The organism is Micromonospora sp. NPDC005367 (assembly GCF_040606825.1).
GTDB lineage: Bacteria > Actinomycetota > Actinomycetes > Mycobacteriales > Micromonosporaceae > Micromonospora.
This window is the reverse complement of the sequence record NZ_JBEXFP010000048.1, coordinates 1-26,148: the sequence shown is the minus strand read 5'-3', so window position 1 is coordinate 26,148 and position 26,148 is coordinate 1. Positions and strand designations below refer to the sequence as shown.

Genomic DNA, 26,148 nt, shown 5'->3' with positions numbered 1-26,148 from the left:
CCGCGACGGTAGGAACCATTCGTCGGCAGCTCATCTGCATGACGGCGACATCTTGACTACGTCATCGTGCGTACCCGGCTGCACCACCAGGCGAGTAGGCCTCACGCACAGGTAACCCGCGCGGGGCTCCCTGGATGGCCATTCGGGGTCGACAAGCGACGACAAGCGTTGTCCGACGCTCGCCCTCCTGGGCCCTGTACCTGTATGGCTGGGCTCGGCTGTCGCCGCGGCCGCATTGGTGGTATGGGGTCCCTGTGGCACTCGGCGGCACGCTGTCGATGGTCTTCGTGACCACTACGTCAGCTGACGTACACCAGACTAAGCCTGCGAGCCGACGACCGGACGATGTATCGCCCACAGGATTGGACGGTTGAAACGACGTAGCGAATATGTCGAAGAGCCATCGCCCGATACGAGAACTGGTTCCCTCATGGTCAACATCGCACGAGGCAACACCCCGCTCCCCAGGCTGGGCGCCCGAACCCGCAAAGGCGTCCTGGTGGTCCACATCGCGTCCGCCGGCGCGTGGCTCGGTATCGACGTCGCCATGGCTCTGGTCATCTTCACCGCGATATTCACCGACGATACCGGCACCCGGGCGCTGTGCTACCAGGTGCTCCAGCTCTTCGCGGTCTGGCCACTGTTCACCGCAGGCATCGTCTGCCTCGCCAGTGGTGTCGTGCTGGGCCTCGGCAGCAAGTACGGCCTGGTGCGGTACTGGTGGGTCGCTACGAAACTGGCGTTGAACATTCTGCTCACCGGGCTCGTCCCGGTCGCGTTGCGCCCGGGCCTGTCCGGGTTGAGCGAGCTGGGCCGGCAGCTTGCGGCGGGACATCCAGTGACCGCTTCGATAGGCAGCATGATCTATCCGCCGATCGTCTCCCCGGCCGCCCTGCTCATCGCAATCGTGTTGGCGGTGTTCAAGCCGTGGGGCCGCATACGCAGGCCTCCGGAGCGCAGCCGGTCTCCTCGAGCACTCGAGGAGACTTCGGATCATGACCGGACCACACCCCGAGCCTGACCATTGGCGGACGGACCCGCCTTTCGATCATCGCCCAGATTGAGGGGATCTGACGAGCGGCTCAGGGTCTGCTCAAAGTCGTCGAAGACGGAACCAACCCGGTGAGACGCTCGCATCTGCGGCCGGCCGTGCGTGGCATGACAATCCGGGTGCGGAGTCGACCGGGCTGGTGTTGACTTTGGGCTCATTCACCACTTCGGAGGCGCCTCGCTTTCGCTCAAGCTCGGCCACTTCTACCTGAACGTCGGGGTCACCTGACCTGCCAGATCGTCGACACTCCGACGCCGGTACCGCACCAGGTTTGTTAGCCGTCACCTTCGGTGACGGCTAACACGGCTTGAAAGTGAGCCACCCCCGCTTTCATGGAGCTTCTTGATCATGGGCGGCGACCAGCTCCGCGGCGAGCACGGTATCGAACTGTGCGGCGGCAAGCTCACCGGTCTCCAGGCGGCGGATCGGTGTGCCCTCGGGCGCCGAGCGGGACATCCACGCCTTCAACGTTCTGGAGAACGACGCCGGGTCGATCTCGTCCCGATACAGCCAGGCCACGATCGAGTCACGCATCGGGCTGGTGAGCACACCGCCGTGGTCGAAGACCACCGCGGCGACAGTCGCGCTCTCGCCGTGCGTCAGCTGCTTCCTCCTCGATCGGCAGTATGAATTCAGGGGACGTAGGCGACCCGGCCGACCGTCGTACCGTTCGCCAACCGCTGTAGGCCGGCGGCGACCCCGCCGAGGTCGAGCCGTTCGCTGACCAGCGGCGTGGCCAGCCCGTCAGCTGCCAGCTTGGATAGCTCGTCGTGGCACTTCCGGACGGCTGCGGGGTCGTGTTGGTTATACAGCCCCCAGTGCAGGCCGACGGTAGAGTGGTTCTTGACCAGCGCGTGGTTGAGGGCTGCGGACTGGATGTCTCCGCCGGCGGAGCCGACCACCAGGATTCGGCCCTCGAATGCGATGCACTTGGTGGACCGCTGGTAGGCCTCGCCCCCGACCGGGTCGTAGACGACATCCGCGCCGCGGCCGTCGGTGACCTCCTTGACGACGGCGACGAACTCCTCGGAACGACGGTCGACAACGGCATCCGCACCGAGGGCCTGTGCCACGTCGGCCTTGTCCGGTCCTCCGACCACACCAACGACCCGGGCCCCGGCTGCCTTGCCGAGCTGGACGGCCGCACTGCCCACGCCGCCCGCTGCTGCGTGCACCAGAAGCGTCTCCCCGGCCTGCAACTGCGCCCTGCGGTGCAGCCCGAACCAGCCGGTCTGGTAGCCGATGTAGAACGAGGACGCCTCGGCATCGTCGAGGCCGGCAGGGCCGGGAACGTGGTGGCCGGATCCATCACCGCGTACTCGGCGAAACCGCCGGCCGGCCAGGCGGTTATGGTCCGGCGCAGGCCAGCAGGGTGAGTCCGGCGACCGACAAGGCGGCTCAGGCCTGGGCCGAGCTGAATGAGCGGCAGTAGGCGGATCTGCTTGGGCTGTACCGCCTTCCCAACGAGCACCCATGCCGGGCGGTATCTTCACGAGCAACAACACGCTGCGGAACGGCGAGGTGAATCGGTGGCTGAACTGCTGTCCCTGGAAGTGCGGGCCGCACAGCGACGCGTCACTGCCACGGTCAGAGCCTCCGACGCACTCGCCAGCGCGGCCTCGCACTGTGGCGCGAGGCCGCCGCTGGCGAGTGGAAGGCCAGCGCGGCAGAGATTGCCGGGAACCTGACCGTGCTGGACGTGCAACATCAGATCGTGACGGCGTTCCGTTTTCCGCTGGCCAACGGCCGGAGCAAACAGCTCCGGCGTGGCGAGGAGGTCCGGATCGCCAAGAAGGACCTGCCGCACCTGGTTCGGTGGATGCCTTCGCTCAACGAGCCCATCGACCAAAACACCGATGACTGGCCAGCCTTCACCTTCCACATCATCTAACCGGGCGGCGCTGGCGTAATGCTGAAGACGCTCCCATTGTCCGCAGACCGGCCCTACTGGGCGGTTCAGCAAGCCCGCCGAGCGGGCCTGCTGTGCGCCGAGTGTGACTACGACCTACGCCAGCGGGATGCCAAGGACCGCCGGCCATACAACATCCCCCTTCCCGAGAGTCCGGCGAGGGTCCGCCTGGTCTGCGGGCGGTGTGCCACCCACGAGGGCTTCGCGTCCGGTGGGCCGGAGCGCCGGTAGCTACCAAGCGTTGCATCGCTCGACCCTCGTTCTCGTCTCCGCGGGCACCCCTTGGACCACACCACCAGGAGGAACCAGCCGACGGCGGGCCGGGGATGCGGGGCCTGCCGCCGGTACCGGCGAACGGAGGGGAAGCGGCTCAGGCGCAGGTGATCACCGGGGTCGCCCAGTCCGCGTGGTCGTAGTTCTGCCCGTCGACCGGGTCCGTACGCAGCTCGACGACATCCACACCGTCGACCGCGACGTCGAGCGGGACACCGGCGCCCGCTCCGGTGGCCTCGGCAGTGGCGAGGCCGACCCCGTCACCCCAGACCTCGAACCGGGCCCGGCCCTGGTCGCCGACCTCGTCGTCGATCCCGACCGTCACGCTGAACCGGCTGCACCGCGAGTCGAGGAAGTACCCGATCCGGCTCGGCGCGTGGCTGCCGAGGCCCTTCTCGTGGACGGTGCCGGCGATCGTCAACGGCCTACCGTCCCCGGCCGCCGTCTCGCCGTTGCTCCGGTCCCGCTCGACCGGACCCCAACCGTTCTCCGCGTACAGCCAGGGCAGGTCGGACAGGTACGACGTACCGGCCGGCGCCGGGGGCGCCACGGTGAACCGGCCCGCCGCGGTGCCGGCGTACGCCCGGTCGCGCCAGATCCAGCTGGCGCTCGCCGTCAGGTCCACCGGACCGAGGTCGGGACCGTCCGCGGTCAGCCGCCAGGTCGCCGTGCCGGTCCGGCCGGGAGCGATCGAGCCGAGCTGCGCCGGTCCGGTGGCCGTCGCGGTCCAGTCCACCGGAGCGGTGAGCGCCAGCCGCACCCTCGTCAGGGCGGTCGTACCGTCGTTGTGGACCGTCACCGTGACCGTGTTCGCCTCGCTGCCCCCGACGTACGGCTGGGCCGGCGTCACGTCGACGGCGACCATCGGCGGCAGCCCGGCGGTGCCGCCGGCGCTGACCCGGAGCATGACCGCGCCGTGGCCGGGGACCTGGGCGCGCACCCGTCCTCCGGAGGCCGCCGTGGTGTTGGTCCACAGGTCCCGCACCCGGTATCCCTTGGCGGCTCGCGGCAGCCCGAGTTCGGTCGCCGTGGTGCCGATGGTGGCCGGCGCCGACGCCCGGTTGAGCAGGACGACGGCGACCGAACCGTCGGACATCCTCTTGGTCCAGACCTCGCTGTCGCCGTCGTCGCGCAGCTTCGCGCCCTGCCGCCCGCTCCAGTCCTGGTTGACCGCGAGCACGTCCGGATCGGTGAGCTGGTTGCGCGCCCACGCCGGCATCGAGCGCACGTCGTTGCCCGCGATGAGCGGCGCGTTCAGCAGTGCCCACAGGCTCATGTGGGCACGGCTCTCGCCCTGCGTCAGACCGGGATTGCCGACCTCGAGCATGTCCGGGTCGTTCCAGGCGCTCGGGCCCGAGTACGCCTCCAGCCCGACCTGCTGGTCGAGGAGCGACATCACGCTTGACCAGGAGTCGGTGATGTCGCCGGTGGTGCGCCACAGGTCGCCGCCGACCGAGTCGCCCCACAGCCACGGGTCGTTCTCGCCCCATTCGCAGATGCTGTAGACGATCGGCCGGCCGGTCTTCGCCAGCGCGTCACCCATCGCCTTGTAGCGCTCCTGCGCGGGGACGCCCTGGTTGTTGCAGTTGTCGTACTTGAGGTAGTCGACACCCCAGTCGGCGAACGTCTGCGCGTCGAGGTCCTCGTGGCCGAGGCTGCCCGGCATGGTCCGCGCGCAGGTCTCGGTGCCGGCACTGGTGTAGATGCCGAGCTTGAGGCCCTTGACGTGCACGTAGTCGGCCAGCGCCTTGATGCCGCTCGGGAAGCGTTCGTGGTGGGGGACGTAGGTGCCGGTGACGGGGTCCCGCTCCTTCTCGGCCCAGCAGTCGTCGATGTTGACGTACTCGTAGCCGGCGGCCGCCATTCCGGAGGCGACGATCGCGTCCGCAGTGTCGCGGATCAGCTTCTCGTTGATGTCGCAGCCGAACGTGTTCCAGCTGTTCCAGCCGAGGGGCGGTGTCTGCGCCAGCTCCGACCCGGTCGGTGCGGAGGCCGTCCGCGACGGCACTCCAGGCGGTGGCGCTCCCTGCGACGGCGGCGCGGCGGCCGCCGGGACGGCGAGGGCGAGGGCGAGGGCGGTGACGACTGTTCGCATGGCGGCTCCGTAAGGGCGGCGGGTGCGAGTCAGATCCATCCGCGACCATAGATGCCCCTGAGTGATTGGGTCAAGAAGTGTGCGATCGTGTTGAAAAGGAGGGGCCGTGCTCAACGCTGCCCGGGTCGAGTCGGTCGAAGGAGCGCGGCGGTCGCCTCCCGGGTGCCGGCGGTGCCGCCGAGATCGCGCGTACGGGTGGCCGGATCGCGCAGCGTCGACTCCATGGCGGCCAGCACGCGAGCCTGGCGGTGCTGGTCGCGGGTGTTCTGTTGTGGCGGGGTGGCCAGAAGGGCGAGCCGTCCGCCGCGGGCCTGGTTGGCATGCCTGAGAACGATTGCGCCGATGACGGGTCACCTGACATCCAGCGAGACCGCCTACGTTCAGAGAAAAGGACTGTGAGCCGTCGTGGGCGGGCAGCTGGGCGTGGCGGGGTCGTAGCGGTCGGGGTAGCGAAACCTCGGTAACGCGCTGGGGTGCTCCGGATCGAGTCCGGAGCACCCCAGCGGATGGTGCGCTCAGGTCATGAGCCTGTGGTGAAGGTCCATGACGTGGTGGGCAGAGGGTTCCCGGCCAGGTCGCGGAGGGCGGTGGGGCCACCGATCAAGGTGATCTCGTACTCCACGTTGGCGTGCAACTGGACGTTAGGGTCGATCGTGAGCACCCGGGTGGCGGAGTCGTAGCTGACCCGGGTCACCAGCACGTTGCCGTTCGACACCCGTTTCAACTGCACGGCGGCGGTGCTCACGCCGGTGACCGCCTCGTTGAAGGTGACCGTGATGTTGCCGGTGCGGGGCGCGGTGGTCGCCCCAGGCTCCGGCGTACGGGCCGTCACCTGCGGCGCGGGGCCGGTGGTGAAGGTCCAGCTCGTCGGCGCCAGGGCGTTGCCGGCGACATCGGTGATCGCCCTTGTCAGCGTGACCCGGTACGTCTTGTCCGGGGCCAGGGTCGCGTCGGGGTTGAGGGTGAACCGCCCGGTCTGACGGTTGTAGGTGACCGCCGCTGGGACCAGGGCGTTGGTGGCGGTGTCACGCAACTGGACGGTGTTTGCGTTGACGCGGTTCACCACCTCGCTGAACAGGCCCTGGATGTTCCCCGCGCGGGCGACGTTGGTCGCGTCGGGCAGCGGCCGTTCCACCGTCACCGTTGGGGGAGTGACGTCGAGGAACGGGGTGACCTCGTTGGACAGGGCCGAGTATGCTCCCGTGCCCAACTCGTTGGCCGCCGCCACCTGGAACCGGTAGGTCTGGCCATTGGTCAGGCCGGTGACCAGCAGGCTCGTCACGTCCGCCGGGGCGGTACGCGCCTCGCCGACCTGGTCGCCCGCCGCGTCCACGACCCGAACCAGGTAGCCGGAGATCGCCGGACCGCCGTTGTCCGCCGGTGCGCCCCAGGTGACGGTCACCGACTCGTTACCGGCATCGGCGGTGCCGATCGTCGGTGCTCCGGGGGTGAGCATCGTGACGGTGGTGTCGGTGAACTCCAGCCGCTCGATGTTCCGGAGCGTGTCGGTGCCGTCGCCGCCGGCGCCGCCCTGGTCGCCGGCGGGCGGGACGTTGCGGGCGTGGACCACGGTCAACGACCCGTCGGCGTTCGGGATGATGTCGTAGTCCGCCCGCGGCCCGGTGAAGACGGCCGTGTCGACCCCGGCCGGTCCGGTGTGGAGGATCTCCCGGACGATCACGATGTTGTGCGGGTTGAGCGCCCCACTGAACACCGCCTGGTGCAGAGTCTGCCCGGTCGGGTCGCCGGCGGCGTCGCGCAGGTACCGATCGCTCAGGGAGTTGGCCGTTCCGATCTCCGTCGTCGGGTCGGCCGGGTTGGTCCGAACGCTGAGCCGCACGTTCAGCCAGGCGTCCCCGTCGATGATGTCGTCGGCTCCACGACCGGTGATCTCGTCACTGCCGCCACCGCCGATCAGGATGTTGCCGCCGCCGAAGCCGCACACCGCGGCGGACGGGCTGACGTCCGGTGGGCTGGCGACGCACGCGGTGCGTCCCGCCAAGAGCGGTCGGAGCCCCTGGATCCGGTCGATGCCCTCCTCGGTGAGCACGTTGGAGCCCCACGGCGTGTTCAGTTCCAGGTCCTGCGCAAGCGGGACCACATCGTCTCCCTTGAGGACGTCGTCCTTGTCCCAGCCGGACAGCGCCTCGGTGAGCAGGAAGCGGTCGGCCAGCATGATCGGCGCGTCGGCGATGGCGATGGTCAGGTCGGAATCCGCGGCTTCCGCCGAGCGAGCGTGGATCGCGAAGTCGAAACCGCGTACGCCATGGTTCCGCTCGATGCCCGGACCGGCGACCATGATGTCGTCGCCACCCTCGGCGTCGTAGTCGTCCTCGCCGCTGTTGCCGATGAGTACGTCGTGCCCGGGTGCGTTGATGTCGTCGAAGAAGGGTGCGCCGCTGTCGCCTTGGAGCAGGTCGTTGGAATTGCCGCCCTCCTGCCAGTCGTCACCGCCGCCACCGAACACGGTGTCGGGTCCGTCGCCGGCGATGACGAAGTCGTCACCCTCACCGGCGAAGGTCTGGTTGGCGTTGAGACCGCCGTTGGTGAAGTCCTTGCCGTCACCGCCGATGATGATGTCCAGGCCGGGCCCGGCGTCGATGGCGTCGTTGCCCGCCCCGCCCTTGTGCACGTCGTCACCGGCGGAGTCGGTGACGATGTCGTCGCCCAGCCCGCCCAGAGCCTCGTCGGCACCGTCGTTGCCCTCGATGCGGTCGTTGCCGTCGTTGCCCCAGAACGTGTCGTTGTCGATGCCGCCCCACATCCGGTCGTTGCCCGGGGTGCCGTTGTAGGTGCTCTGGGCGTTGAGACCCGGTGGGTCCACGGAGTTCGACTGCCGGTACCGGATCGTCCCGTCAGCCATCCTGATGAGCACCTTCGACTCGTCGCACTCGGATTCCGGATCGTCCGCGATCGTGTTGCCGGTGCCCGCGAAGGTGGGCCGGTTGAGGTCGAACTTGCAGTCCGAGGTGGCGAAGACGTCAGCCTTCAGCGCCTGCGCGGTGGTGTTGCGCATGGTGAGTTCGGCCATCGTGTTGCCTTCGAGTTCCGTACGCAGGTTGAGCCCGGAGGTACGCGACAGGTAGTAGAGCCGGTCGCCGTCCTGCAGGTCGGTCAACTGCCGCTCGAAGACGTAGTTGAAGGTGGAGCCGAGCAGGCCGCCGAAGAAGACCTGCGACTCGGCCAGACCACCGACCCACAGGTCGATGTCGTCCACACCGGTCTTGGACCCGCCGTCGGCGGTGTTCGCCCAGGCCCCGACGCTGTTGACGAAGTCGGCGCTGTCGGCCGGAGTCTCCGGCACCGGGTGCACAGCCGCGTCGTTCTCGTAGATCAGGCGGGCGGCCTTGCGTCGGGAGGCCAGGGAGGCCGGCCCGTTGTCGGCGCTCTCGTCGACGGTGGTGGCCGGGTCGTCCTCGACGATGTGGTCCGGTCCGGCGTCGGTCAGGATGCGCGGATGCGTCCCGTACGCCGCCATGAAGTTGATGACGGACTCCGGGTGCTTGATGCTGAGCCCGAAGTCGACCCAGTCCGTGTACGGCTGGAGGGCGCTGTCGTTGGTCTGCGCGTACACCTGCTTGCGGAAGTTGTTCAGCGACGGAACACCGGCGTCACGGGCCCGCGTCATGTTGACGGCGGCGAGGTCCAACGGCAGCCCGAGCACGTTGTTGCGAAGTGCTCCGGTGACGAACTCGTCGAGTTCGTTGCCGGTCTGCTCGGTCATGCCCTGGGCGATCGCGCCGGCGGCCTGGGCCGCGGTGTACGTGCCACCGCTGCCGTTGCGGTAGTAGGCCGGCGGATTGAGGAACGCGTCCAACAGTGGGACGTCGCTCCTGGTTCCGTTCTCATTGGTCCGGGCGACCGTGTCGGTCAGCATCGAGTGCCCGAACCGGTACACGGCGTGGGCGAATTCGGCCCGGACGTCGGGGTTGATGCCGGTGTCCGACTGGGTGAAGACGTTGAACGGGTTGATCCCTGGCTGGATCTTGCGGGCGAAGTCCTCGAAGACGATGTGCTGGTACTCCATCTCCGTCACGAACCGCGCGGCCTGGAAGAGCCGCTCACCGTTCCACCCGTCGGCGCCGGTCGGTGACTGCCACTCGGGAGCGTCGATGTTCTCCTCGATGATGAGGTTCTTGATGTAGCCCACCAGCCGGTTGTGCTCGGAGTGGAACACCTGGTGCACGGCGACGAGACCGATGTTCTCGTTCACCCGGCCGTCACCGGCGACGAAGTGGGCGTCGAGCATCTCGTTGTCGTACTGGTCCGCGGGCAGTTGAGTGCCCGGTGGGTTGATCACGGTGTCGGCGTCCGGGGTCTTGGCGACCGATGGCACCGCGTGGTGCGCGATGTCGTCGAGGAAGGCGATGTTGATCCGGCTGACGTTCGCCGGGATCGCGACGGGCGCGGCGGGGTTGCCCTCGACCAGGCCGCTTGCCGTCACCAGCTGCGGATATCCGTTGGGGCCGCGCAGGAACCGGCCGTACTGGTCGGCGGCCACCATCGGCACGTTCAGCACGTCGACGTCGGTGAGTCGGATGCCGAGCAGCGAGGCGGCTTGGTCCTTGACGGTCGCCCAGGTGCCCATGCCCCCGTTCGGGCCGTCCAGCATCCTGCCGGTGGCGACCGGGTTGCCGGCGCTGTTGTTCTTGTACTGGCGCAGGAAGACCTGGTGGGAGGAGTGCGAGGCGTACGTCTGGCTCTGGTCGACCCATGACGAGTCGAGGTTGGTGGCTTCCTGAACGTCGTCCGCGCTCTCGTCGGTCGGCGTGTTGGGGTTGTCTCCGACATGGCCGTCCGGACCGGGCTGGTTCTTTGCCCGGGTGACCACCATGAACCGCATGTTCGGCGGCAGGTCGTCGGTGGTGCCGAGTTCTCCGTCCGGGCCGGGGATCAGCGGATCGTCGGCCTGAAGCGGAACGATGACCGAGCCGCTGCCGCCCTTGGCGGTGAGGTCGACGCCGTGGTCGAAGAACTGACCGAACAGTGCGAACCACGAGTTGTACGGCGCGGACAGGCCGAAGTCGGTGGTGACGTTCGGGATGAACAGGGTTTCGCCGCGGGGCGTACAGCCGGGCGGTGAGCCTTCGGTGGGCGGTGGGCCGGGGTCCGGTTCGACGACGCAGGGCACTGCCGTGGGGTCCTGGTTGAAGCTGCGGTGCGGTTTGCCCGCGGCCACCACGGCGGCCGGGTTGGTCGACGACTGGTCGACGATCAGGTTGCTGATCACCCGCGGTTCGGAGTCGGCGACCACGCCCTTCTTCTGCGAGTACGACGAGTTCGCCGGGCCGCCGAAGCCGGTGGCGTCCTCACCGGGCCGCCACTGCGGTGCGGTGTGCCGGGGGAAGGTGTTGGCGACGGCGCCGTACGCGCTCTGGCCGGGGATGCCGTTGTTGTCGGACCCGTCCACCGTCCGCAGGCCGTACGGCAGTAGCGCGTTACCGATCTGGTTCGGTCCGGGTCCGAAGAGCGGTTGTCCGGCGACCGGTTCTCCGCCTGGCCCCTCCTTGGTCGCGTGATTCTCGGCGATTTTGATCTGCCCGAGTATGAACCTCAGGTCGCCGGCATTGAGTTCGAACCCCTGACCGACTGGCGCGGCGTGGGCAGGGCCTGCGATCAGTGGCAGGAGGCTGAACCCGAGTGTGGCGGCGAGCCCCGCGGCCACGGCTTTTCTTCGTCTGGGCACCATTCTTCCCTCTCGGTAACTGATAAGCATCGATTTGGGTAATGGGCGGTGACAGGAAAAGGGGCGCGCGGGAATCCCGGCGCCGTCGCCGGCACGCGGCGTGAACCGCGCCCCGATGAACCTTGCCGGCTTGCTGCGGCACCTAGCCCTGCATGGCGTTGCCTCAACACTGTCCGGGCAGACGTAACCTGTGATAGGCGGTGATGGTCGAGCATGGACTTAATCACGGTTAAGGCAACTTGCCAGGAATATTAGAACGGTTCCAGTCAATGAGTTGACCGCCGTTCGGATGATGTCGTGCGGTCGTAACGGATAGCGTGGGCAGCGCGTTCGTTCGATGGACCCACCAGAAGAACCCGGCGGGCCGGCTTCGCCGTGCGATGCAGGTGCGGTCGATACCAGTGCGACGTGCCGTCGTCAGGCATCCACAAAGGACGCGTTACGGCAGCCACAGGCGGCGGACCAGCGCGAATTGGCATTCGCGGCGGTGCGCGATCCGCAACTTCGTTACGGCAGGCAGGGGAGGAGTCGCTCTTTCGGCGCCTGCGTAATCCGGCCGGCCCTATCAGTGATGACGCCGGGGGAGAAGGGAAGGGTCGGCTTTCGGACGTCCGCCGGCATACCTCGGCGCTCGTTCGGGTTGTCCGGAACCCCACTTCGGGCGCGACCGTAGAAGCCGTATTGCTTCTTGGCGCGAATCGCCCCCGCGGCGGTAGCGGTTGAGCCTTCCATCTCAAGCTTCATGTCCGGTTGCTCAGTGTCCGCCGGGTGCAAGCTGAAGTGCCGGTCGTCCGGATGCCCCGCCGATGTGAGAGACGACGACATGCGGGTAAATATCGGAGATTAGGGGCCCGACGAGCGGCACGAATCAATGGCCGGGGCATGATTCTCGGGCAGCGGGTAAGGGGCGGCAGCCATCGGCGGCTGTCGACCCGGCACGCGTGCTGCCGATAGGTTGGTCGCATGGAACAGGACGACCAACTCCTGCACGCCTCGTCGTTCGGCGCGGCGGCGACCGCGTACGCCGAACACCGCCCGGACTACGCCCAGGCCGCGGTGCGCTGGGCGCTGGAGCTCGCACCCGGACCGCGGGTGCTCGACCTCGGCGCCGGAACCGGCAAGCTCACCGCCACGCTGGTTGCGGTGGGCGCCGACGTCACCGCGGTCGAGCCCGACCCGGCGATGCTGGCCGAGCTGCGCCGCGTACTCCCGGAGGTCCGTGCCCTGTCGGGTAGCGCCGAAGCGATACCACTGCCGGACGCGTCCGTGGATGCCGTGCTGGCCGGCAACGCCATGCACTGGTTCGACATGTCCGTCGCGGGACCCGAGATCGCCAGGGTCCTGGTACCCGGCGGCATCCTGGCCGGCCTATGGAACGTCATGGACGACCGGGTCGACTGGGTCGCCGGGCTGGCGCGGGTGAGCGGCCGCGCGGCCATCGGTCCGCGTGACACGCCCAGCAGTTGGCGCGCCGAGACGGCCCGCGCGCATCTGCCGAAGGCCGGCGGGTCCGCGCGCTTCGGCTCACCGGAGCAGGCCGGGTTCCCGCACGGGCAGCGCCGCACCGCCGACTCTCTGGTGGCGACACTCGCCACGAGGGCGGGAATGCTGGTCATGCCGGCACCGGAACGAGCAGCCACGCTCCGCCGGATTCGCGCTTTCCTGGAGAGCCGGCCGGAGACTGCGGCCGGCGAGTTCAACGTCCCGATGCTGACCTGCGTGCTGCGCGTCCGGCGACTACCCGCAGACTTACCTCCGGCCGGCATCCCGACGGCTTGAGTCGACTCGGGGTCCTGGCGGTCAGGGTTTCCCGCCGCCCGGACACCCCCTCGTCCGCCGCGAGATCCGGTGGGGTGCGTGGCCGCTCAGCCAGGGATCGTCGAGTCCCGGATGAACCGCACCTGGTTGGCCTACTCGGCCGGTGCCACGGTCGATCCATGACCACTACGACCCACCTCGTGACCGGCCACTGGATCGGCGGCGAGATCGTCACCGGCTCGGCCGGCACCATTCCCGTCGTCAACCCGGCCACCGGCGAGACCATCGCCCACCCGCCGGCCGGCACCGCCGCCGACGTCGACCGCGCCGTCGCCGCCGCCCGGGCCGCCTCTCCCAGCTGGGCGGCCACCACCCCGCAGGAGCGCGCGGAGGTACTGCGCCGCCTGGCCGCGGGTCTCGCCGCGCGGCAGGAGGAGATCGCCGCAGCGATCACCGCCGAGATGGGCGCCCCGATCTCCCTGTCCCGGACCGCCCAGGTCGGTTTCCCGGCGGCGGTGATCGAATCCATCGCGGGCCTCGCCGACGAGTTCCCGTGGACCGAGGAGATCGGCAACTCGCTGATCGTCCGGGAGCCGATCGGCGTGGTCGGCGCGATCACCCCGTGGAACTTCCCGCTCCAGCAGATCGTGTCGAAGCTCGCCCCGGCGCTGCTGGCCGGGAACACGATGGTCTTCAAGCCGTCCGAGAACGCCCCGCTGACCGCGCGGATCCTCGCCGAGGTCGCCGCCGAGGCGGGGGTACCCGCGGGCGTGTTGAACGTCGTGTACGGCACTGGCCCGGTCGTCGGCGAGGCCATGTCGGCCCACCCGGACATCGACATGATCTCCTTCACCGGCTCCACCCGGGCCGGACGGCGTATCGCTGCGGTGGCTTCCGAGACCGTCAAGCGGGTCGCGCTGGAGTTGGGCGGCAAGGGCGCGAACATCATCCTCGACGACGCGGACCTGCCGGAGGCGGTGAACAAGGGCCTGATGATGGCGTTCAGCAACGGCGGTCAGGTCTGCGGCGCGTGGCCACGGATGCTGGTGCCGGCGGCCCGCCAGGACGAGGTCGTCGCGCTGGCGGTCGAGGCGGCCAGGCAGTACACGGTGGGTGACCCGACCGACGAGGCGACCCGGATCGGCCCGATGGCCTCCGAGGCGCACCGGGTGAAGGTGAACGGGTACATCGAGCGGGGCATCGTCGACGGCGCGCGGCTGGTGTTCGGTGGCCCCGGCCGGCCGGAGGGCCTGACGACGGGTGCCTACGTCCGGCCGACGATCTTCGCCGACGTCGACCCGGACTCCGCGATCGCCCAGGAGGAGATCTTCGGCCCGGTGCTGACGATCATCCCTTACGCGGACGAGGAGGAGGCCGTCGCGATCGCCAACGGCACCCAGTACGGCCTGACCAGCGGCGTGTTCGGCGCGCCCGAACACGCTCTCGCGGTCGCCCGGCGGCTGCGGGTCGGGCAGGTCGACGTCAACGCCGGCCACTGGAACGCGCTGGCCCCGTTCGGCGGCTACAAGCAGTCCGGCAACGGCCGCGAGTTCGGCCGCTTCGGTCTCGAGGAGTTCCTGGAGATCAAGTCGATCCAGCGTTGATCACCCCTGCGGGCGGCCTCGGCCCGGCGGCGTGGACCGGGCCGCCCGCACCTGCCCCGGGCCTTGTCGGCGCGTGGGCGGCCAGGCGCGACGGACAGGGATCCCTGGACGTGGACGGTGTCGTGGCCGCGACCAGCCGTGCCGCCGCCGCCCAGGGCCGGACGCGAAGCCACCCGGGTGGGGCCGGTGATACCGCCGGGAACCGTGATGACGGTGTGACAAGCGCGGCGGACATCCAGGGACCGATCGACCCTGGATGCGCTCGGACGGGCGCGTCACTGTTGGCCACGGACGGAACAGCGCAACCGGTCCCACTGGTTGTCACCGGTTGCAGGCGACGGACGGAAGGGGGAGACACCGTGGACCGCGCTCAACTCGCCCACTTCCTGCGTACCCGGCGGGAGGCGCTCCAGCCCGAGGACGTGGGTCTGCCCCGTGGCCCGCGCCGCCGTACCGGGGGCCTGCGGCGCGAAGAGGTCGCCTCACTCAGCGGCATGTCGACCGACTACTACAGCCGCCTGGAGCAGCAGCGCGGCCCGCAGCCCTCCGAGCAGATGCTCGCCGCCCTGGCTCGCGGGCTACGGCTGTCGCTGGCCGAACGGGACCACCTGCTCCAGCTCGGTGGGCACGCCGTGCCGCACCGCACCGTCCGGGCCGACCACGTCAACCCGGGGATGATGCGGATCCTCGACCGGCTTCAGGACACCCCCGCCATGGTGGTGAACCATCTCGGCGAGACCCTGGCGCAGACGCCCCCCGCCGTGGCGTTGCTCGGCGACGAGACCGGGCACACCGGGCTGGCCCGCAGCCTGCACCATCGCTGGTTCACCGATCCGGACACGCGGCGGCTGTACCCGACGGAAACCCATGCGACGCACAGCCGGCTGCTCGCCGCGCACCTGCACGGCGCGTACACCCGGGACGGGCGCGGTTCGCGCGCGGCGGAGATCGCCGACGCGTTGCTGGCCGAGAGCCCGGAGTTCGCCCGACTGTGGCGCGAGCATCCCGTCCCGGGTGCCATGTGCCCACCGAAACGCTTCCAGCATCCGCAGGTCGGCGCTCTGGAGCTGCATTGCCAGATCCTGGTGGATCCGGACCAGTCGCAGACGCTGCTGGTGTTCACCGCCGTACCCGGGTCGGCCAGCGACGAGAAACTGCGGCTGCTCTCCGTCATCGGCGCCCAGCGCCTCTGACGCGCCCCTGACGGGTCGTGTCGCGACGCGGGATGCGAGACGGCTGAGTCACAGTCCTGCGCCACGCACCGCCTCGTGGATCGCCGCGCTGTTGTCGATCAGCTCGTTGACGTCCTTGCTGGCCATCGTCGCGGTGACGTAGACGTGCTGCACACCGCCCTCAGCCAGGACGGCCAAGTCCTCGACCAACTGCTTCGGGCTACCGGCGAAGGGCTGGCGGCCCGCCGCCGGCACTTCGGACAGGTTCTGCACGAGCACCTGGTAGATGCAGTTGATCTCGGCCGGGTCCCGTCCCGCCTCGGCTGCCATTTCACGAAGTCGCGCGAGGTGCGCCACGACCAATTCAGGCGGGACGCCGGTGGGCAGCCAACCGGTGCCGCGGCGGGCGATGCGGCGCAGCGCGGCCGGACCGGTACCGCCCAGATAGATTGGGATCCGGCGAGCCGGCTTCGGTTTCACCATCGCCGGGGCGATGCGGTAGCGGCCGTTGTCGAACGACACCGGATCGGGGCCCCACGCCGCCGACGCCACGTCCAGGAACTCGTCGAGAGCCGCGCCGCGCTCGGAGTACGGCCGAGGCGCGACCGCGTCGAACTCGTCGATCGACCAGCCGACGCCCAGGCCCGCGATGACTCGGCCACCCGACTGGTGATCCAGCGTCGCCAGGGATCGGGCCAGCTGCAACGGCGTGCGTAGCGGCGGAACGAGGACACCCGTGCCCAGCTCGATCCGCTCGGTGACAGCAGCAGCCATCGCCAAAGTGAGCAGTGGCTCGCCGGTGGACGAATAGGCGTCCGGCCAGGGCAGATCAGGAACGCTGTACAGACCGTGGGGGCCGCTCTGGTCGACGGGCATCAGCACACGCTCGTACACCCAGAGGCTGTCGTACCCGATCTCTTCGGCGGCCCGCGCGAACTTCACGACGTCCGTCGTCAAGTCGTACCGGGAATCCTGCGGAAGGTTGACGCCAAGTTTCAGTGGCATGTGATTGACTCCTTTTCTCAGTGCCGAAATGGAACGCGGCGAGCTCGCCGACGGGACGCATCCGCTGGGCAGCGAGATCTGCCTTCCCGGTGACACCGACACCGTGAGCTGCGAAGCGGCCGGCACCAGGAAGCGAGCAGGGTGACGATTCGGCTCAGCGGTAGCATCTGCACCGGCACCCACGGGACGCGGCTGCCCGCACGTCCGCGAGCACTCGGGTCAGTTCTCTGCTGGGAGAGTTGGCTCGAGACGAACGCGATGCCGTGGTTGTCGGCCGATTCTCGGTGCTGGTCAGTGCGGCACGAGACCCTCTCCGCGAAAACCTGTATCTGCCGGACCTCGGTCCGAAACTGTAGCTCCCACGGCTCCGGCCTCACGATGGTGCTGATCACAATCGAGTTGCCTTCGCGATCACCTTCGAAGGCCGCACCACCCCGTCACCAATGCGCAACCGTGCCAGACCGGTTGCACCAGGAACCGAGCACTCTCAGCTGAACACCGCGTCGTGGGCATGGCCCGTTCAGCTCTGTCTCAGGCCCCTGGCTGTGGTGGTGGTAACTCTTGTGAACCTCCGATTCCCGCCCGACCCGACTCAGGCGCGGGCCCCGCCGAGGCCGAGCAGTACGGCGAGCCCGAGCGCGCTGCGCGGGGCGTACGGCACCCGCCACAACCCGCCGTGCGCCGCGGCGTACGCCTCGTCCTGCCACGGTTGCGCGGACGCCGGACCGCCGTTGCGGAGGTTGTGCACGAGCAGCGCGGCCATCAGCGTGTTGCTGGTCGCCGGTTCGAACACCTCGATGCCGAACCGGTGCGCCCCGGCGTACGCGGCCGCGAGCGCCCGGTTGCGCAGCACCGAGCGGGTCCGGGTGGGCGGCGCGACGTTGAACGACACGGCTGCGCCCGCCTGCCGGGCGACCGTGGCCCGCCACCGCTGCAACCGTTTGGCCAGCGCGTAGTTGGGTCCCTGCTGGGGCACCAGGCTGTCGTTGATGCCGGGGTCGGCGCCGGGCGGGTAGTTGCGGTGCAGGAGCCGGCCGGCGGAGAGCAGCCGTACCGCGCGATGGGTGCTCCCGCGGCCCGCGTACCCCTCGTTCGCGTGGCGCACCGCGTCGGCCGGGACGGCGAAGACGTCGGTGGGGGTGGCGAGGAACGCGAGCGCCGTGTCGGGGCGGAGCTGCTGGAGGTGTCGGCTGAGCGCGTCGACGGCCACCGCGACCCGCACGTTGGTGGCGCCGTCGGCATACACGTAGTTGCCCAGCACGAGCGGACCGTCGACGCGGTGCAGCCACTCGGCCACCTGCGGCAGGCGGTGCAGCAGGTCGGCGCCCGCGTGCGCGGCCAGCATCCCGTCGTCGTCCGTGGCGCTGCCGGCGGGCAGTGGCAGGTGGAGCCGTCCGCCGTGGCGGCGGGCCGTGCTCAGCAGGCGTCGCCAGATCGCCGGCCGGGGCAGGTCGACCGCCATCACCTCGCCGCCCCAGCGCAACACGGATGTCAGGGGGCCCATCTCGGCACCCGCGCCGAGCACGACGATCCGCTGGTCACGCAGGTCCAGCCAGTCGGGGTTGTCGACAACTCTGCCCACCGCGTCGGCGCACGAGGGTTCGACGACGCCGGCGGCGACCCACGCGTCGAGGCGGCGTCGCAGGTCGTCGCCGCGCAGGCGTTGGCCCCGGTACGGCAGCGTGAGTTCCCGCTCGACCGGGCCGTCACCGCTGACGGTGGCCGTGTCCAACGGCGGATGCCCGCCGGATGTCGAGAAGACCTCGTCGAGCCCGACCTCACGGCCGTCGTCGCCGACCACCGCCATTCGGGCGTGCAGGGAGGCGAGCCCGGCGCGGGCGATGCTGACCGCGGCGTCGGGGGAGAGCAGGCTCGCCTCCAGGAGCCGGCGGAAGTGGCCGAGGTACCCGTGCCGCCAGTCCGTCTCGTGCTCGGCCGACCGGGCACCGACCGGATCGACGTCGCGTAGCGCGTCGATCACGACCGCCCGGCCGAGCGCGGTCGTGCTGCGCTTGCCCTCGACAGCGGGGAAGACCACCCCGGTCGGACCATCCACGGTCGTTCCTCCCCGCCTCGGCCGTCCCACGCCTCGCGCGACACTCTGCCGTATCCCGCGTCGGACCGCACTGTCGCATCGACGCGCCGGCCCGGACCCGGCTGCGCCCCGGCGGCCGGATCTAGCAGCTGGCCTGGGCTGACCGGAGCTGTTCGCCCACGTTCGACAGTCGCTGCCCGAGCTCCGGATTCCCCCGCGGCCCGGGCGGGCGAGGGCCGGTGCGAAGATCAGCTTTGTTCCCGACCGGAAGGATGGCCATGCGCTACCGAACCCTGGGCGCCACCGGCACGGTGGTGTCGACCCTCTGCCTCGGCACGATGACGTTCGGCGCGGAAACCGACGAGGCGGGCAGCTTCGCCCAGCTCGACCGGTTCGCCGAGGCCGGCGGCACCTTCATCGACACCGCCGACGTCTACTCCCGCGGCGTCTCGGAGGAGATCGTCGGAAGATGGTTGCAGGCCCGACCCGGCATGCGTGACCGGATGGTGATCGCCACCAAGGGGCGCTTCCCGATGGGTCCGGGAGCGAACGACGCCGGCCTGTCCCGGGTGCACCTGACCCGCGCCCTGGACGCGAGCCTGCGCCGGCTCGGCATCGAGGCCGTCGACCTCTACCAGGCACACGCCTGGGATCCGCTGACTCCGCTGCCGGAGACGCTGCGGTTCTTCGACGACGCGATCAGCGCGGGCAAGATCCGTTACGCCGGGGTCAGCAACTTCACCGGTTGGCAGCTGCAGAAGGCCGCACTGCTCACCCAGCATCTCGGCCTCGCGCCGATCGTGACGCTGCAGCCGCAGTACAACCTGCTGGCTCGGGAGATCGAGTTCGAGCTGGTGCCGGTCTGCGAGAACGAGGGCATCGGCATCCTGCCGTGGTCCCCGCTCGGCGGCGGCTGGCTGTCCGGCAAGTACCGCCGGGACACCACGCCGACCGGCGCCACCCGTCTCGGCGAGAACCCTGAGCGCGGCGTCGAGGCGTACGCGGGCCGCAACGCCGAGGAGCGCACCTGGCGGGTGCTCGACGCGGTGCGGCAGGTCGCCGACGAGCTGGGCGCCTCCATGTCGGCTGTGGCGCTGGCCTGGCTGGCGGCGCGGCCGGCGGTCACGTCGGTGATCCTCGGAGCGCGCACCCCCGAACAGCTGGACGACAACCTCACCGCCGCCGATCTGACCCTCGACGCCGAGCAGATCCGCCGGTTGGACGAGGCCAGCGCCCCGCCGGTCGGCGACTACCCGTACGGCCGGCCGGGCGTGCAGCAGCGCGGCCGGGAACTGCCCACGGGCTGAGCCGCCCGCATCGCGGTGGCGGCGGAAGGCTCATTCTCTGGACTGCGCCTTCAGCCGCCACCGGTCATGAAGGATGTCACTGACCACCATGGCGGCCAGCACCAGCGCGGCTGCGGCGGTGACCAGCACCGGCGGCCAGCCGGAGGCAAACGGCACCATGACGGCCAGCACCGGCAGCCAGGCGAGCCGATGCCAGGGCACGCCCGCATCGAGCCGGTAGGTGAAGAAGGCCCGCCCCAAGATGAACAGCACGGGACCACCCAGCATCAGCATGGCCACGCGCACCGGTGTGTCCCCGGTCGGCCGGTTGATGACCTGGTCGGCGCCGGCGGCGACGCAGACCACGCCGATCAGCGTCACCAGATGGGTGTACGGGGCCAGCCGGGCCGCCCGGGCGCGTTGGCGTTTGCTCAGGCTGAGAATCGAACCGGAGCGGTACACGTAGAGCTGCCAGAGCAGCAGCATCGTGATGAAGGCTGTCACGAATCCGGCCAGCCGCGGCGCGGCGAAGTCCGAGACACTGATCTTCAGCGTGGGCACGAGGATGATGTCGCCGAGGGCCAGGATGACGAACTGCTGGTACCGCTCGCCCAGGTGCTCGGTCACCTTCTCGTACTGGGCGACCGGTACCCGGCCCAGCCAGGGCGTCGGAAAACGCGCTCCGGTCGACACGTACTCGATGACCACGGCAGCGGTCCAGAGCCACCAGTACGGCTGGCCGGGCATTAGCGCCCCGAGGAGCCACAGGATCCCGGAGACCGCGAACCAGAAGAAGAACCGGGCCGCGCGCGTTTGGACGGCGCGCCGGTGCCGGTGCAACGCGGCGACCAGGATGACACCGCGAACCAGGTGCGGTGCCACGTACGCGACGGCGAACATCAGCGATGGGCCCTCTGCGGCCTGTGGCAGCGCGGCGGCCGTCCCCACAGCGCCGAGCGCGGTGAACATGAGCACGGCTTGGATGGGGCGCTGTTCCGGGTCGTAGAAGTCGGTGAGGACCGAGGTGATCGACCAGGTCCACCAGATCGCCATGAACAGCAGCAGGGCCCGTCCTGTTCCCGTCCAAGATTCGCTCTGCGAAATGATCACCGAGACGAGCGCGATGGCGGCGACGAAGACCACGTCGAAGAGCAGCTCCAGCAGCGTGGCACGGTTCGACGCGTCCGGTCGGCGCACCAGGCTGGCGCGGTCTCCGGTCGTCATCCCGGCCTCCCGCCCCGTAGCGCCCGGATCGCGGCCCCGGCGGGTGCCGCGCCCGGCCACCGGGCGACCCGCCGTGGTACGGCTGTGCAGCCGCACCTCGACAGGAATTATCGACGCAGTTGGGCGGGGTCGTGCCTGGTTCGACGATTCCCCGGCGGCGACGAGCACGACGTGTGCGGGGTTGCCGCGGCGGGCGTGGCAGCGTGCCGTGGGGCCGCAGGGTGTGCGACGGCGCGCGGTGTCAGCCGGCGTGGCGTACGTCGGTCTGCCAGATCTCGGCCCACGGTCGCCGCAGTCCGGTGCAGAGCCAGATGGGACCGCCGTTCTCGTCGTTGTCGACCTCGACGCGCTGGTCCACCCGGCCGGCGAGCGTCACGTCGGCGAACCAGGCGCGCAGCTGGTCGGGGCGTTCCCAGCCGACGGCGATCACCACGTCGGCGTCGGCGGGCGGCTGCCCGAAGTCGACCATGCTGTTGTGGCCGGAGTAGGCCGCCGGCAGTCCGCGGGAAGGGCCGTAGCGGGCGATCGCGCCGGCCTCGCCGTAGTTGGCGGTGAGGATGACGGCCCGCTGTCGCTGCGATTCGGGCAGCGCCCCGTGCACGGCGGCGACGGAGTCGGCGAACTCCGGCCAGCCGATCGTCTCGCCGGCGTCGTAGTTCACGGCCGTCACGAAGCCGGGCAGCCGATCGGCCGGCAGGGTGGGCAGGAGCAGCACCCCGTTGGGGGCGACGAACAGCAGCGCGCCGGCGACCAGTAGCCCGCGCTTCAACGCGGTCGCGCCGCGGCCGGCCCAGGCGACGGTGAGCACGGCCCCGGCGGCGGCGAGCACCAGCAGCAACGGAGCGTCGTAGTAGCCCTTGCCGCCGGCGAGCAGTACGACGGCGACCACCACCAGCCAGGCCCAGGCCAGCGCCCGGTACGCCCGCCACGCCGGTCGACGCAGCAGGGCCACGAGCCCAGCGATCCAGATCGGCACGGCGTACGGGCTGATGATGACGAACTGGAGGGTGAAGGCGTCGAGGCGGCCGCTGTAGGAGCTGTCGCCGTCGGAGATGGCGGCGGCCACGGAGAGCTGCGGGAAGCCGTGCGCGGCCTGCCAGATCAGCGTGGGCGCGGCGAGCAGCACGGCGACGCCGGCGGCGGCGAGCACCCAGCGGTCGCGCAGTAGCCGGCGTGGGCCGGCGATCGCCACTGCGGCGACGAGCCCGACGGCGAGCAGTGCGGGCAGCAGCTTGTTGAGCATGCCGACGCCGAGGGCCAGCCCGATGCCGATCGCCCAGCGTGAGTCGCCGGTGCGCAGCATCCGGGCGGCGAACAACGCCACGATCAGCCAGACGAGCATGTCGACGGTGGTGGTGCTGAGCAGGTGCCCGCTGGCGAAGACCAGGCCGGAGGTGCCGGCGAGGAACGCCGCGAACGTCTGGGCGCCCCGCCCGGCGCCGAGTTCGCGGGCGATCGCGGCGACGATCAGGACGCAGCCGCCCCCGATCAGCGCGGACGGAGTTCGTAGCGCCACCAGGTTGCCCGGCGCGAGCGTGTCGAGCAGTCGAGCGAGGGCGGGCACCAGCGGGCCCTGGTCGACGTAGCCCCAGTCGAGGTGCCGCCCGCACAGCAGGAAGTAGAGCTCGTCGCGGTGGTAGCCGTAGCGGTTGGCGAGCAGCAGCAACAGGGCGGTCACCGCTGCGGCGATCAGCCACGGCCCGCGGGCGCGGGGACCGGGGGCGGGCGGGCCGCCGGCCGCGGCTGGGTCGTCGCCGCGCGAACGGCTCAGCTCGGTGACGGATTCGGCCACGCCCATATCATGGCGGTCCACGCCCTCGTCTCGCTGTCCCGGCGGGCGGTGCGTGTCGTAACGGTACGGTCACGGGACGGCGATCGGATCAGCGGGCGGGCGCGCCGGCGGCAGCCGGTGCCGGTGGGGTCGAAGCGGGCCAGCTCAGTCGGCGCACGCCGGGTACCAGCGCGGTGCCGGCGCAGGCGGCGAGGACCAGCACACCGGCGACGGCCAGCGGCACCGGTTCACCCCAGGCACGGGCGGCCAGCGGTGCGAGGGCGTAGCCGAGCGGCATCGCGCCGAGTGACACCAGCCAGTCGTACGAGGTGACGCGGGCCAGCACGTGCGGTGGGAAGGTGCCCTGGACCACGGTCTCCCACACCGGGTTGAGGTACCCGAGGGCGGCCAGCGCGATCCCGTACGCGGCGATGACGGCCGGTGCGGGCGCGGCGACGGCGAGCAGGATCAGCGGGGCGGCGTAGCTGGCCAGGGCGAGGTTGGCCATCAGCACGGGACGCCGAGGGCGGATCCGGCCGGCGACCAGGGAGCCGGCGAGCATGCCGACCGCCCCGGCCTGGAGCATCAGCAGCCAGACTCCTTCGCCACCGAGGCGGTCGATGGCGACGGCCGGGCCGAGGGTGGTCAGCACCGCCGCCGCGCCGTTCCAGGTCCCGTGCCCGAGCAGGCTGGTCCAGAACCAGGTCCGGGAGCGGATCTCGTGCCAGCCGTGCAGCAGGTCGGCGGTCAGCGACCGTCGCTCGGGTTGCGGCACGTGCCGTACCGCGATGACCGAGAGCAGGGTGGCGCTGACCGCGAAGGAGGCGGCGTCGAGGACGAACGCCCAGCCCGGGCCCGCGGCCCAGATGAGGGCGCCGGCGAGTGCCGGGCCGGCGAGCCGGCTGGCGTTGGCAGTCGCGCCGAGCAGGGCGTTGGCCCGTTGCCGGTGTGTCGCGTCGACGGTGCCGGCGACCAGCGGCGACCCGGTGGGCAGGGCGAACGCCGCGGCGGTGCCGCCGACGGCCGACGCGATGGCGATGTGGGCCAGCGACGGATCACCGCCGAGCAGCTCGACGCCGACCACGAGTTGGGTGGCGCACCGGGCGAGGTCGGCGAGGATGGCGACCCGGCGGGCGTCGAACCGGTCGGCCGCGACGCCGCCGACGGGGAGCAGGAGCAGCCGGGGGAGCATCGCCGCCGCGAGGACCAGGGCCAGGGCGCCGGTCGAGCCGGTGGCGCGGAGTACGGCGAGGGCGAGCGCGGCCGGGACCACGGCGTCGCCGACGGCGGAGACGGTGCGGCCGACGAACAGGAGCCGGAAGGCGCGCAGGCGCAGAGGATGGGTCACCGACGCAAAGTACTTCGTCATCGAACTTTTTGGCAACGAATATTTCGCCGCCGCAGTATTATGGCGGTATGACGATGTCCGACCGCGCGGACCGGCACGTGGAACGCTGGCGGCCCGTACTGCCCGACCTCGACCCGGACATGGAGGGCGCGGTGACCCGGATGCAGCTGCTGACGCGGCACCTGCGCACCGTGAAGGAGCGGGCGCTCGCCGCCGTGGACCTGCCGGCGCACGAGTACGACACCCTGCACGCGCTCGCCGGTCGCCAGGGCCGGGCCGCTCCCTCCGCGCTCGCCGAGGACCTCGGTGTCGCGCCGGCCTCCATCACCGCGCGGGTGGACTCGCTGGAACGGCGGGGCTTCGTCGAGCGGATCCCGTCCAGCACCGACCGGCGACGGGTGGACGTGGCGCTCACCGACGCCGGGCGCGCGGCCTGGCGGGGGGCGTTGGACGTCCGGGGCGCCGAGGAACGGCGGCTGCTCGCCGCGCTCGACCCCGACGAGCGGCGCGTGCTGTCCGACCTGCTGCGCCGCGTCCTGCTCGTGGCCGAGCAGCCGGCCGACTGAACGACGCGGCGGAAAATCGCGTGGCGCAGGGCTGATCCACTCAGGCCGGGGCCGTATCAGCGGCCCCAGGGGGTTTGATCGACTCGGGTTCCTTGAGGTCGGGGTGTCCCGAACGTACGGATGCCCCGACATCAAGGAACCCGCGTCGACCATGCTTCGGGTGTGGGGCGGCTGGGCGTGATGCCTGGTTCTTGGGATGGCGGTCTCGGCCGCGGCTGGGCGGTCGGCGCTCAGGGCCTGGGCGGTCGGGTTTCCCCGTTTTCGCCGCCGACGCCTCGGCGGGGCTGATCGGCGCGAATGGTCCGGAGGCCGTCCCGAGCCCCGGCCGACCGACCGACTCGCGTCAAGACCACACCGACAACTCCCGGTCGCCGAGCGACTCGCGTCAAGACCACACCGACCGGCCCTCGGGCGGCTGACCGACTCGGCCGGGGCGGTATCGGCCAGGGCCGTGTTGGCGACGCCAGGGTTGATCGACTCGGGTTCCTTGAGGTCGGGGTGTCCCGAACGTGCGGATGCCCCGACATCATGCAAGTCGAGTTGACCATGGGCCGAGCGCGTGCTGACTGGGCATGATGTCCGGTTTGCGGCATGCGGGCGGCGGTCGTGTGGGCGTGCGGGCCGGCGTGGCGCAGGGGGTGGCAGGGGCTGGGGCGCGGTGGGGCGTGTGGGCTGTGGGGCGGTGGCGGGGGTGCGGCATTGGTGCGGAGGTACGGCAGAGGGCGCGGCGCCATTTTGGGTGATTTGGCCGGGTTAATGGGTGTGACCGGTGACATCCCGGGGCTGGAATGGTGGGCGGGCCCGGGGCGTTGAACATCCTCGACGGCCGAGGTAGCAGCCCTGCCGGCGTCCGGCAGATCATCAAGGCCGGTCCGGTGAGGTGAGGCCCCCGGGAATGATGACGGGCCGCCGGTCGTTGGACACGGTCCCGGCCATGGCCTGCGGCCAGCCCGGAAGGTCAACCCGGGAACGATGACGGGCCGCCGGTCGTTGAACACTGTCGCGGCGACGGCCTTCTGGTCATAGCCGGTCGCCGCGGGAAACCCGGGAACGATGACGGGCCGCCTGTCGTTGAACCCGGTCCCGGCCACGATCTTCTGGTCGTAGCCGGTCCGGCAGGGTCCGGAATGATGCTGGCCCGCGGGTCGTTGAACCCGGTCCCGGCGCGGTGAAGCCCCCCCGGCTTTCGTCCGACCGCCGGACTTCTCCCGGCTCCCGCAAAACCGAACCCCCCGGTGGTTGGCGGGTGTGCCGGTCTCAGACTTTTTCCCTTGTTCGAAGCGCCCGTAAGTGGCGTTGGCCCACACCCCCCTTGTGTGTGGGTCACACCCCCGAAGGAGCTTTGGTCATGAACACGATCATGCG

General features: G+C 70.4%; 17 protein-coding genes. 8 read left to right on the top strand and 9 right to left on the bottom strand.

Annotated elements, in window-relative coordinates:
* Nucleotides 1-134 precede the first annotated feature (134 nt).
* On the top strand, nt 135-374 hold the full coding sequence (locus ABZS42_RS25970; RefSeq protein ID WP_355149501.1) for a cytochrome ubiquinol oxidase subunit I: 240 nt from the start codon (nt 135-137) through the stop codon (nt 372-374).
* Nucleotides 371-1,021 carry a hypothetical protein gene (locus ABZS42_RS25965; RefSeq protein WP_355149499.1) on the top strand — a complete coding sequence of 217 codons (651 nt, stop codon included), beginning with the start codon at nt 371-373 and terminating at the stop codon, nt 1,019-1,021. The genes ABZS42_RS25970 and ABZS42_RS25965 overlap by 4 nt, the downstream gene beginning before the upstream one ends.
* Nucleotides 1,022-1,381: 360 nt before the next feature.
* Here ABZS42_RS25965 and ABZS42_RS25960 read toward each other — a convergent pair whose 3' ends face one another.
* Both ABZS42_RS25960 and ABZS42_RS25955 read right to left on the bottom strand, forming a co-directional pair.
* Complete coding sequence (locus ABZS42_RS25960; protein ID WP_355149497.1) at nt 1,382-1,621, bottom strand: hypothetical protein; 240 nt, start codon at nt 1,619-1,621, stop codon at nt 1,382-1,384.
* A 62-nt stretch (nt 1,622-1,683) separates the two neighbouring features.
* Entirely contained in the window at nt 1,684-2,226 is a 543-nt protein-coding gene (locus ABZS42_RS25955) for a zinc-binding dehydrogenase (protein ID WP_355149495.1), read from the bottom strand.
* A 515-nt stretch (nt 2,227-2,741) separates the two neighbouring features.
* On the opposite strand from ABZS42_RS25955, the gene ABZS42_RS25950 reads away from it, so the two are divergent.
* Nucleotides 2,742-2,942, top strand: coding sequence for a hypothetical protein (locus ABZS42_RS25950; RefSeq protein WP_355149494.1), 201 nt, complete (start codon nt 2,742-2,744; stop codon nt 2,940-2,942).
* A gap of 388 nt (nt 2,943-3,330) precedes the next feature.
* On the opposite strand, the gene ABZS42_RS25945 is transcribed toward ABZS42_RS25950, so the two are convergent.
* Both ABZS42_RS25945 and ABZS42_RS25940 read right to left on the bottom strand, forming a co-directional pair.
* Nucleotides 3,331-5,328 (bottom strand): NPCBM/NEW2 domain-containing protein, encoded by a 1,998-nt coding sequence (locus ABZS42_RS25945; protein ID WP_355149492.1) that lies wholly within the window; start codon nt 5,326-5,328, stop codon nt 3,331-3,333.
* A 520-nt stretch (nt 5,329-5,848) separates the two neighbouring features.
* Complete coding sequence (locus tag ABZS42_RS25940) at nt 5,849-11,014, bottom strand: peroxidase family protein (RefSeq protein WP_355149490.1); 5,166 nt, start codon at nt 11,012-11,014, stop codon at nt 5,849-5,851.
* A gap of 963 nt (nt 11,015-11,977) precedes the next feature.
* Here ABZS42_RS25940 and ABZS42_RS25935 point away from each other — a divergent pair.
* The 3 genes from ABZS42_RS25935 (at nt 11,978) to ABZS42_RS25925 (ending at nt 15,569) form a co-directional block, all read left to right on the top strand.
* Nucleotides 11,978-12,793 (top strand): class I SAM-dependent methyltransferase, encoded by an 816-nt coding sequence (locus ABZS42_RS25935; RefSeq protein WP_355149488.1) that lies wholly within the window; start codon nt 11,978-11,980, stop codon nt 12,791-12,793.
* 158 nt (nt 12,794-12,951) lie between these two features.
* Nucleotides 12,952-14,376: an aldehyde dehydrogenase family protein gene (locus tag ABZS42_RS25930; protein WP_355149486.1), complete on the top strand. Its 1,425-nt coding sequence runs from the start codon at nt 12,952-12,954 to the stop codon at nt 14,374-14,376.
* A gap of 359 nt (nt 14,377-14,735) precedes the next feature.
* Nucleotides 14,736-15,569 (top strand): helix-turn-helix transcriptional regulator, encoded by an 834-nt coding sequence (locus ABZS42_RS25925; RefSeq protein WP_355149484.1) that lies wholly within the window; start codon nt 14,736-14,738, stop codon nt 15,567-15,569.
* Between the two features lie 48 nt (nt 15,570-15,617).
* Here the strand turns inward: ABZS42_RS25925 and ABZS42_RS25920 are convergent, their stop codons facing one another.
* Entirely contained in the window at nt 15,618-16,736 is a 1,119-nt protein-coding gene (locus ABZS42_RS25920) for an LLM class F420-dependent oxidoreductase (RefSeq protein ID WP_355149482.1), read from the bottom strand.
* Between the two features lie 409 nt (nt 16,737-17,145).
* On the bottom strand, nt 17,146-18,609 hold the full coding sequence (locus ABZS42_RS25915; RefSeq protein WP_355149480.1) for a hypothetical protein: 1,464 nt from the start codon (nt 18,607-18,609) through the stop codon (nt 17,146-17,148).
* A gap of 257 nt (nt 18,610-18,866) precedes the next feature.
* On the opposite strand from ABZS42_RS25915, the gene ABZS42_RS25910 reads away from it, so the two are divergent.
* Nucleotides 18,867-19,895, top strand: a complete 1,029-nt coding sequence (locus ABZS42_RS25910) for an aldo/keto reductase (RefSeq protein WP_355149479.1) — start codon at nt 18,867-18,869, stop codon at nt 19,893-19,895.
* A gap of 30 nt (nt 19,896-19,925) precedes the next feature.
* Here ABZS42_RS25910 and ABZS42_RS25905 read toward each other — a convergent pair whose 3' ends face one another.
* The 3 genes from ABZS42_RS25905 to ABZS42_RS25895 form a co-directional block, all read right to left on the bottom strand.
* Complete coding sequence (locus ABZS42_RS25905) at nt 19,926-21,098, bottom strand: low temperature requirement protein A (protein ID WP_355149477.1); 1,173 nt, start codon at nt 21,096-21,098, stop codon at nt 19,926-19,928.
* Nucleotides 21,099-21,339: 241 nt separating this feature from the next.
* Nucleotides 21,340-22,890, bottom strand: a complete 1,551-nt coding sequence (locus ABZS42_RS25900; protein ID WP_355149476.1) for a glycosyltransferase family 39 protein — start codon at nt 22,888-22,890, stop codon at nt 21,340-21,342.
* Nucleotides 22,891-22,978: 88 nt separating this feature from the next.
* A complete protein-coding gene (locus tag ABZS42_RS25895) occupies nt 22,979-24,217 on the bottom strand; it encodes an MFS transporter (protein ID WP_355149474.1) in 1,239 nt (412 codons plus the stop codon).
* Nucleotides 24,218-24,285: 68 nt separating this feature from the next.
* Here ABZS42_RS25895 and ABZS42_RS25890 point away from each other — a divergent pair, with 68 nt between their 5' ends.
* Nucleotides 24,286-24,783 (top strand): MarR family transcriptional regulator, encoded by a 498-nt coding sequence (locus ABZS42_RS25890; RefSeq protein WP_355149472.1) that lies wholly within the window; start codon nt 24,286-24,288, stop codon nt 24,781-24,783.
* The last annotated feature ends 1,365 nt before the right edge of the window (nt 24,784-26,148 follow it).

What these genes read in the sequence shown, in the direction of transcription:
- ABZS42_RS25935 (WP_355149488.1), top strand. Translation starts at nt 11,978, where the DNA reads ATGGAACAGGACGACCAACTCCTGCACGCCTCGTCGTTCGGCGCGGCG.
- ABZS42_RS25930 (WP_355149486.1), top strand. Translation starts at nt 12,952, where the DNA reads ATGACCACTACGACCCACCTCGTGACCGGCCACTGGATCGGCGGCGAG.
- ABZS42_RS25905 (WP_355149477.1), bottom strand. Translation starts at nt 21,098, where the DNA reads ATGACGACCGGAGACCGCGCCAGCCTGGTGCGCCGACCGGACGCGTCG.
- ABZS42_RS25945 (WP_355149492.1), bottom strand. Translation starts at nt 5,328, where the DNA reads ATGCGAACAGTCGTCACCGCCCTCGCCCTCGCCCTCGCCGTCCCGGCG.
- ABZS42_RS25890 (WP_355149472.1), top strand. Translation starts at nt 24,286, where the DNA reads ATGACGATGTCCGACCGCGCGGACCGGCACGTGGAACGCTGGCGGCCC.
- ABZS42_RS25910 (WP_355149479.1), top strand. Translation starts at nt 18,867, where the DNA reads ATGCGCTACCGAACCCTGGGCGCCACCGGCACGGTGGTGTCGACCCTC.
- ABZS42_RS25970 (WP_355149501.1), top strand. Translation starts at nt 135, where the DNA reads ATGGCCATTCGGGGTCGACAAGCGACGACAAGCGTTGTCCGACGCTCG.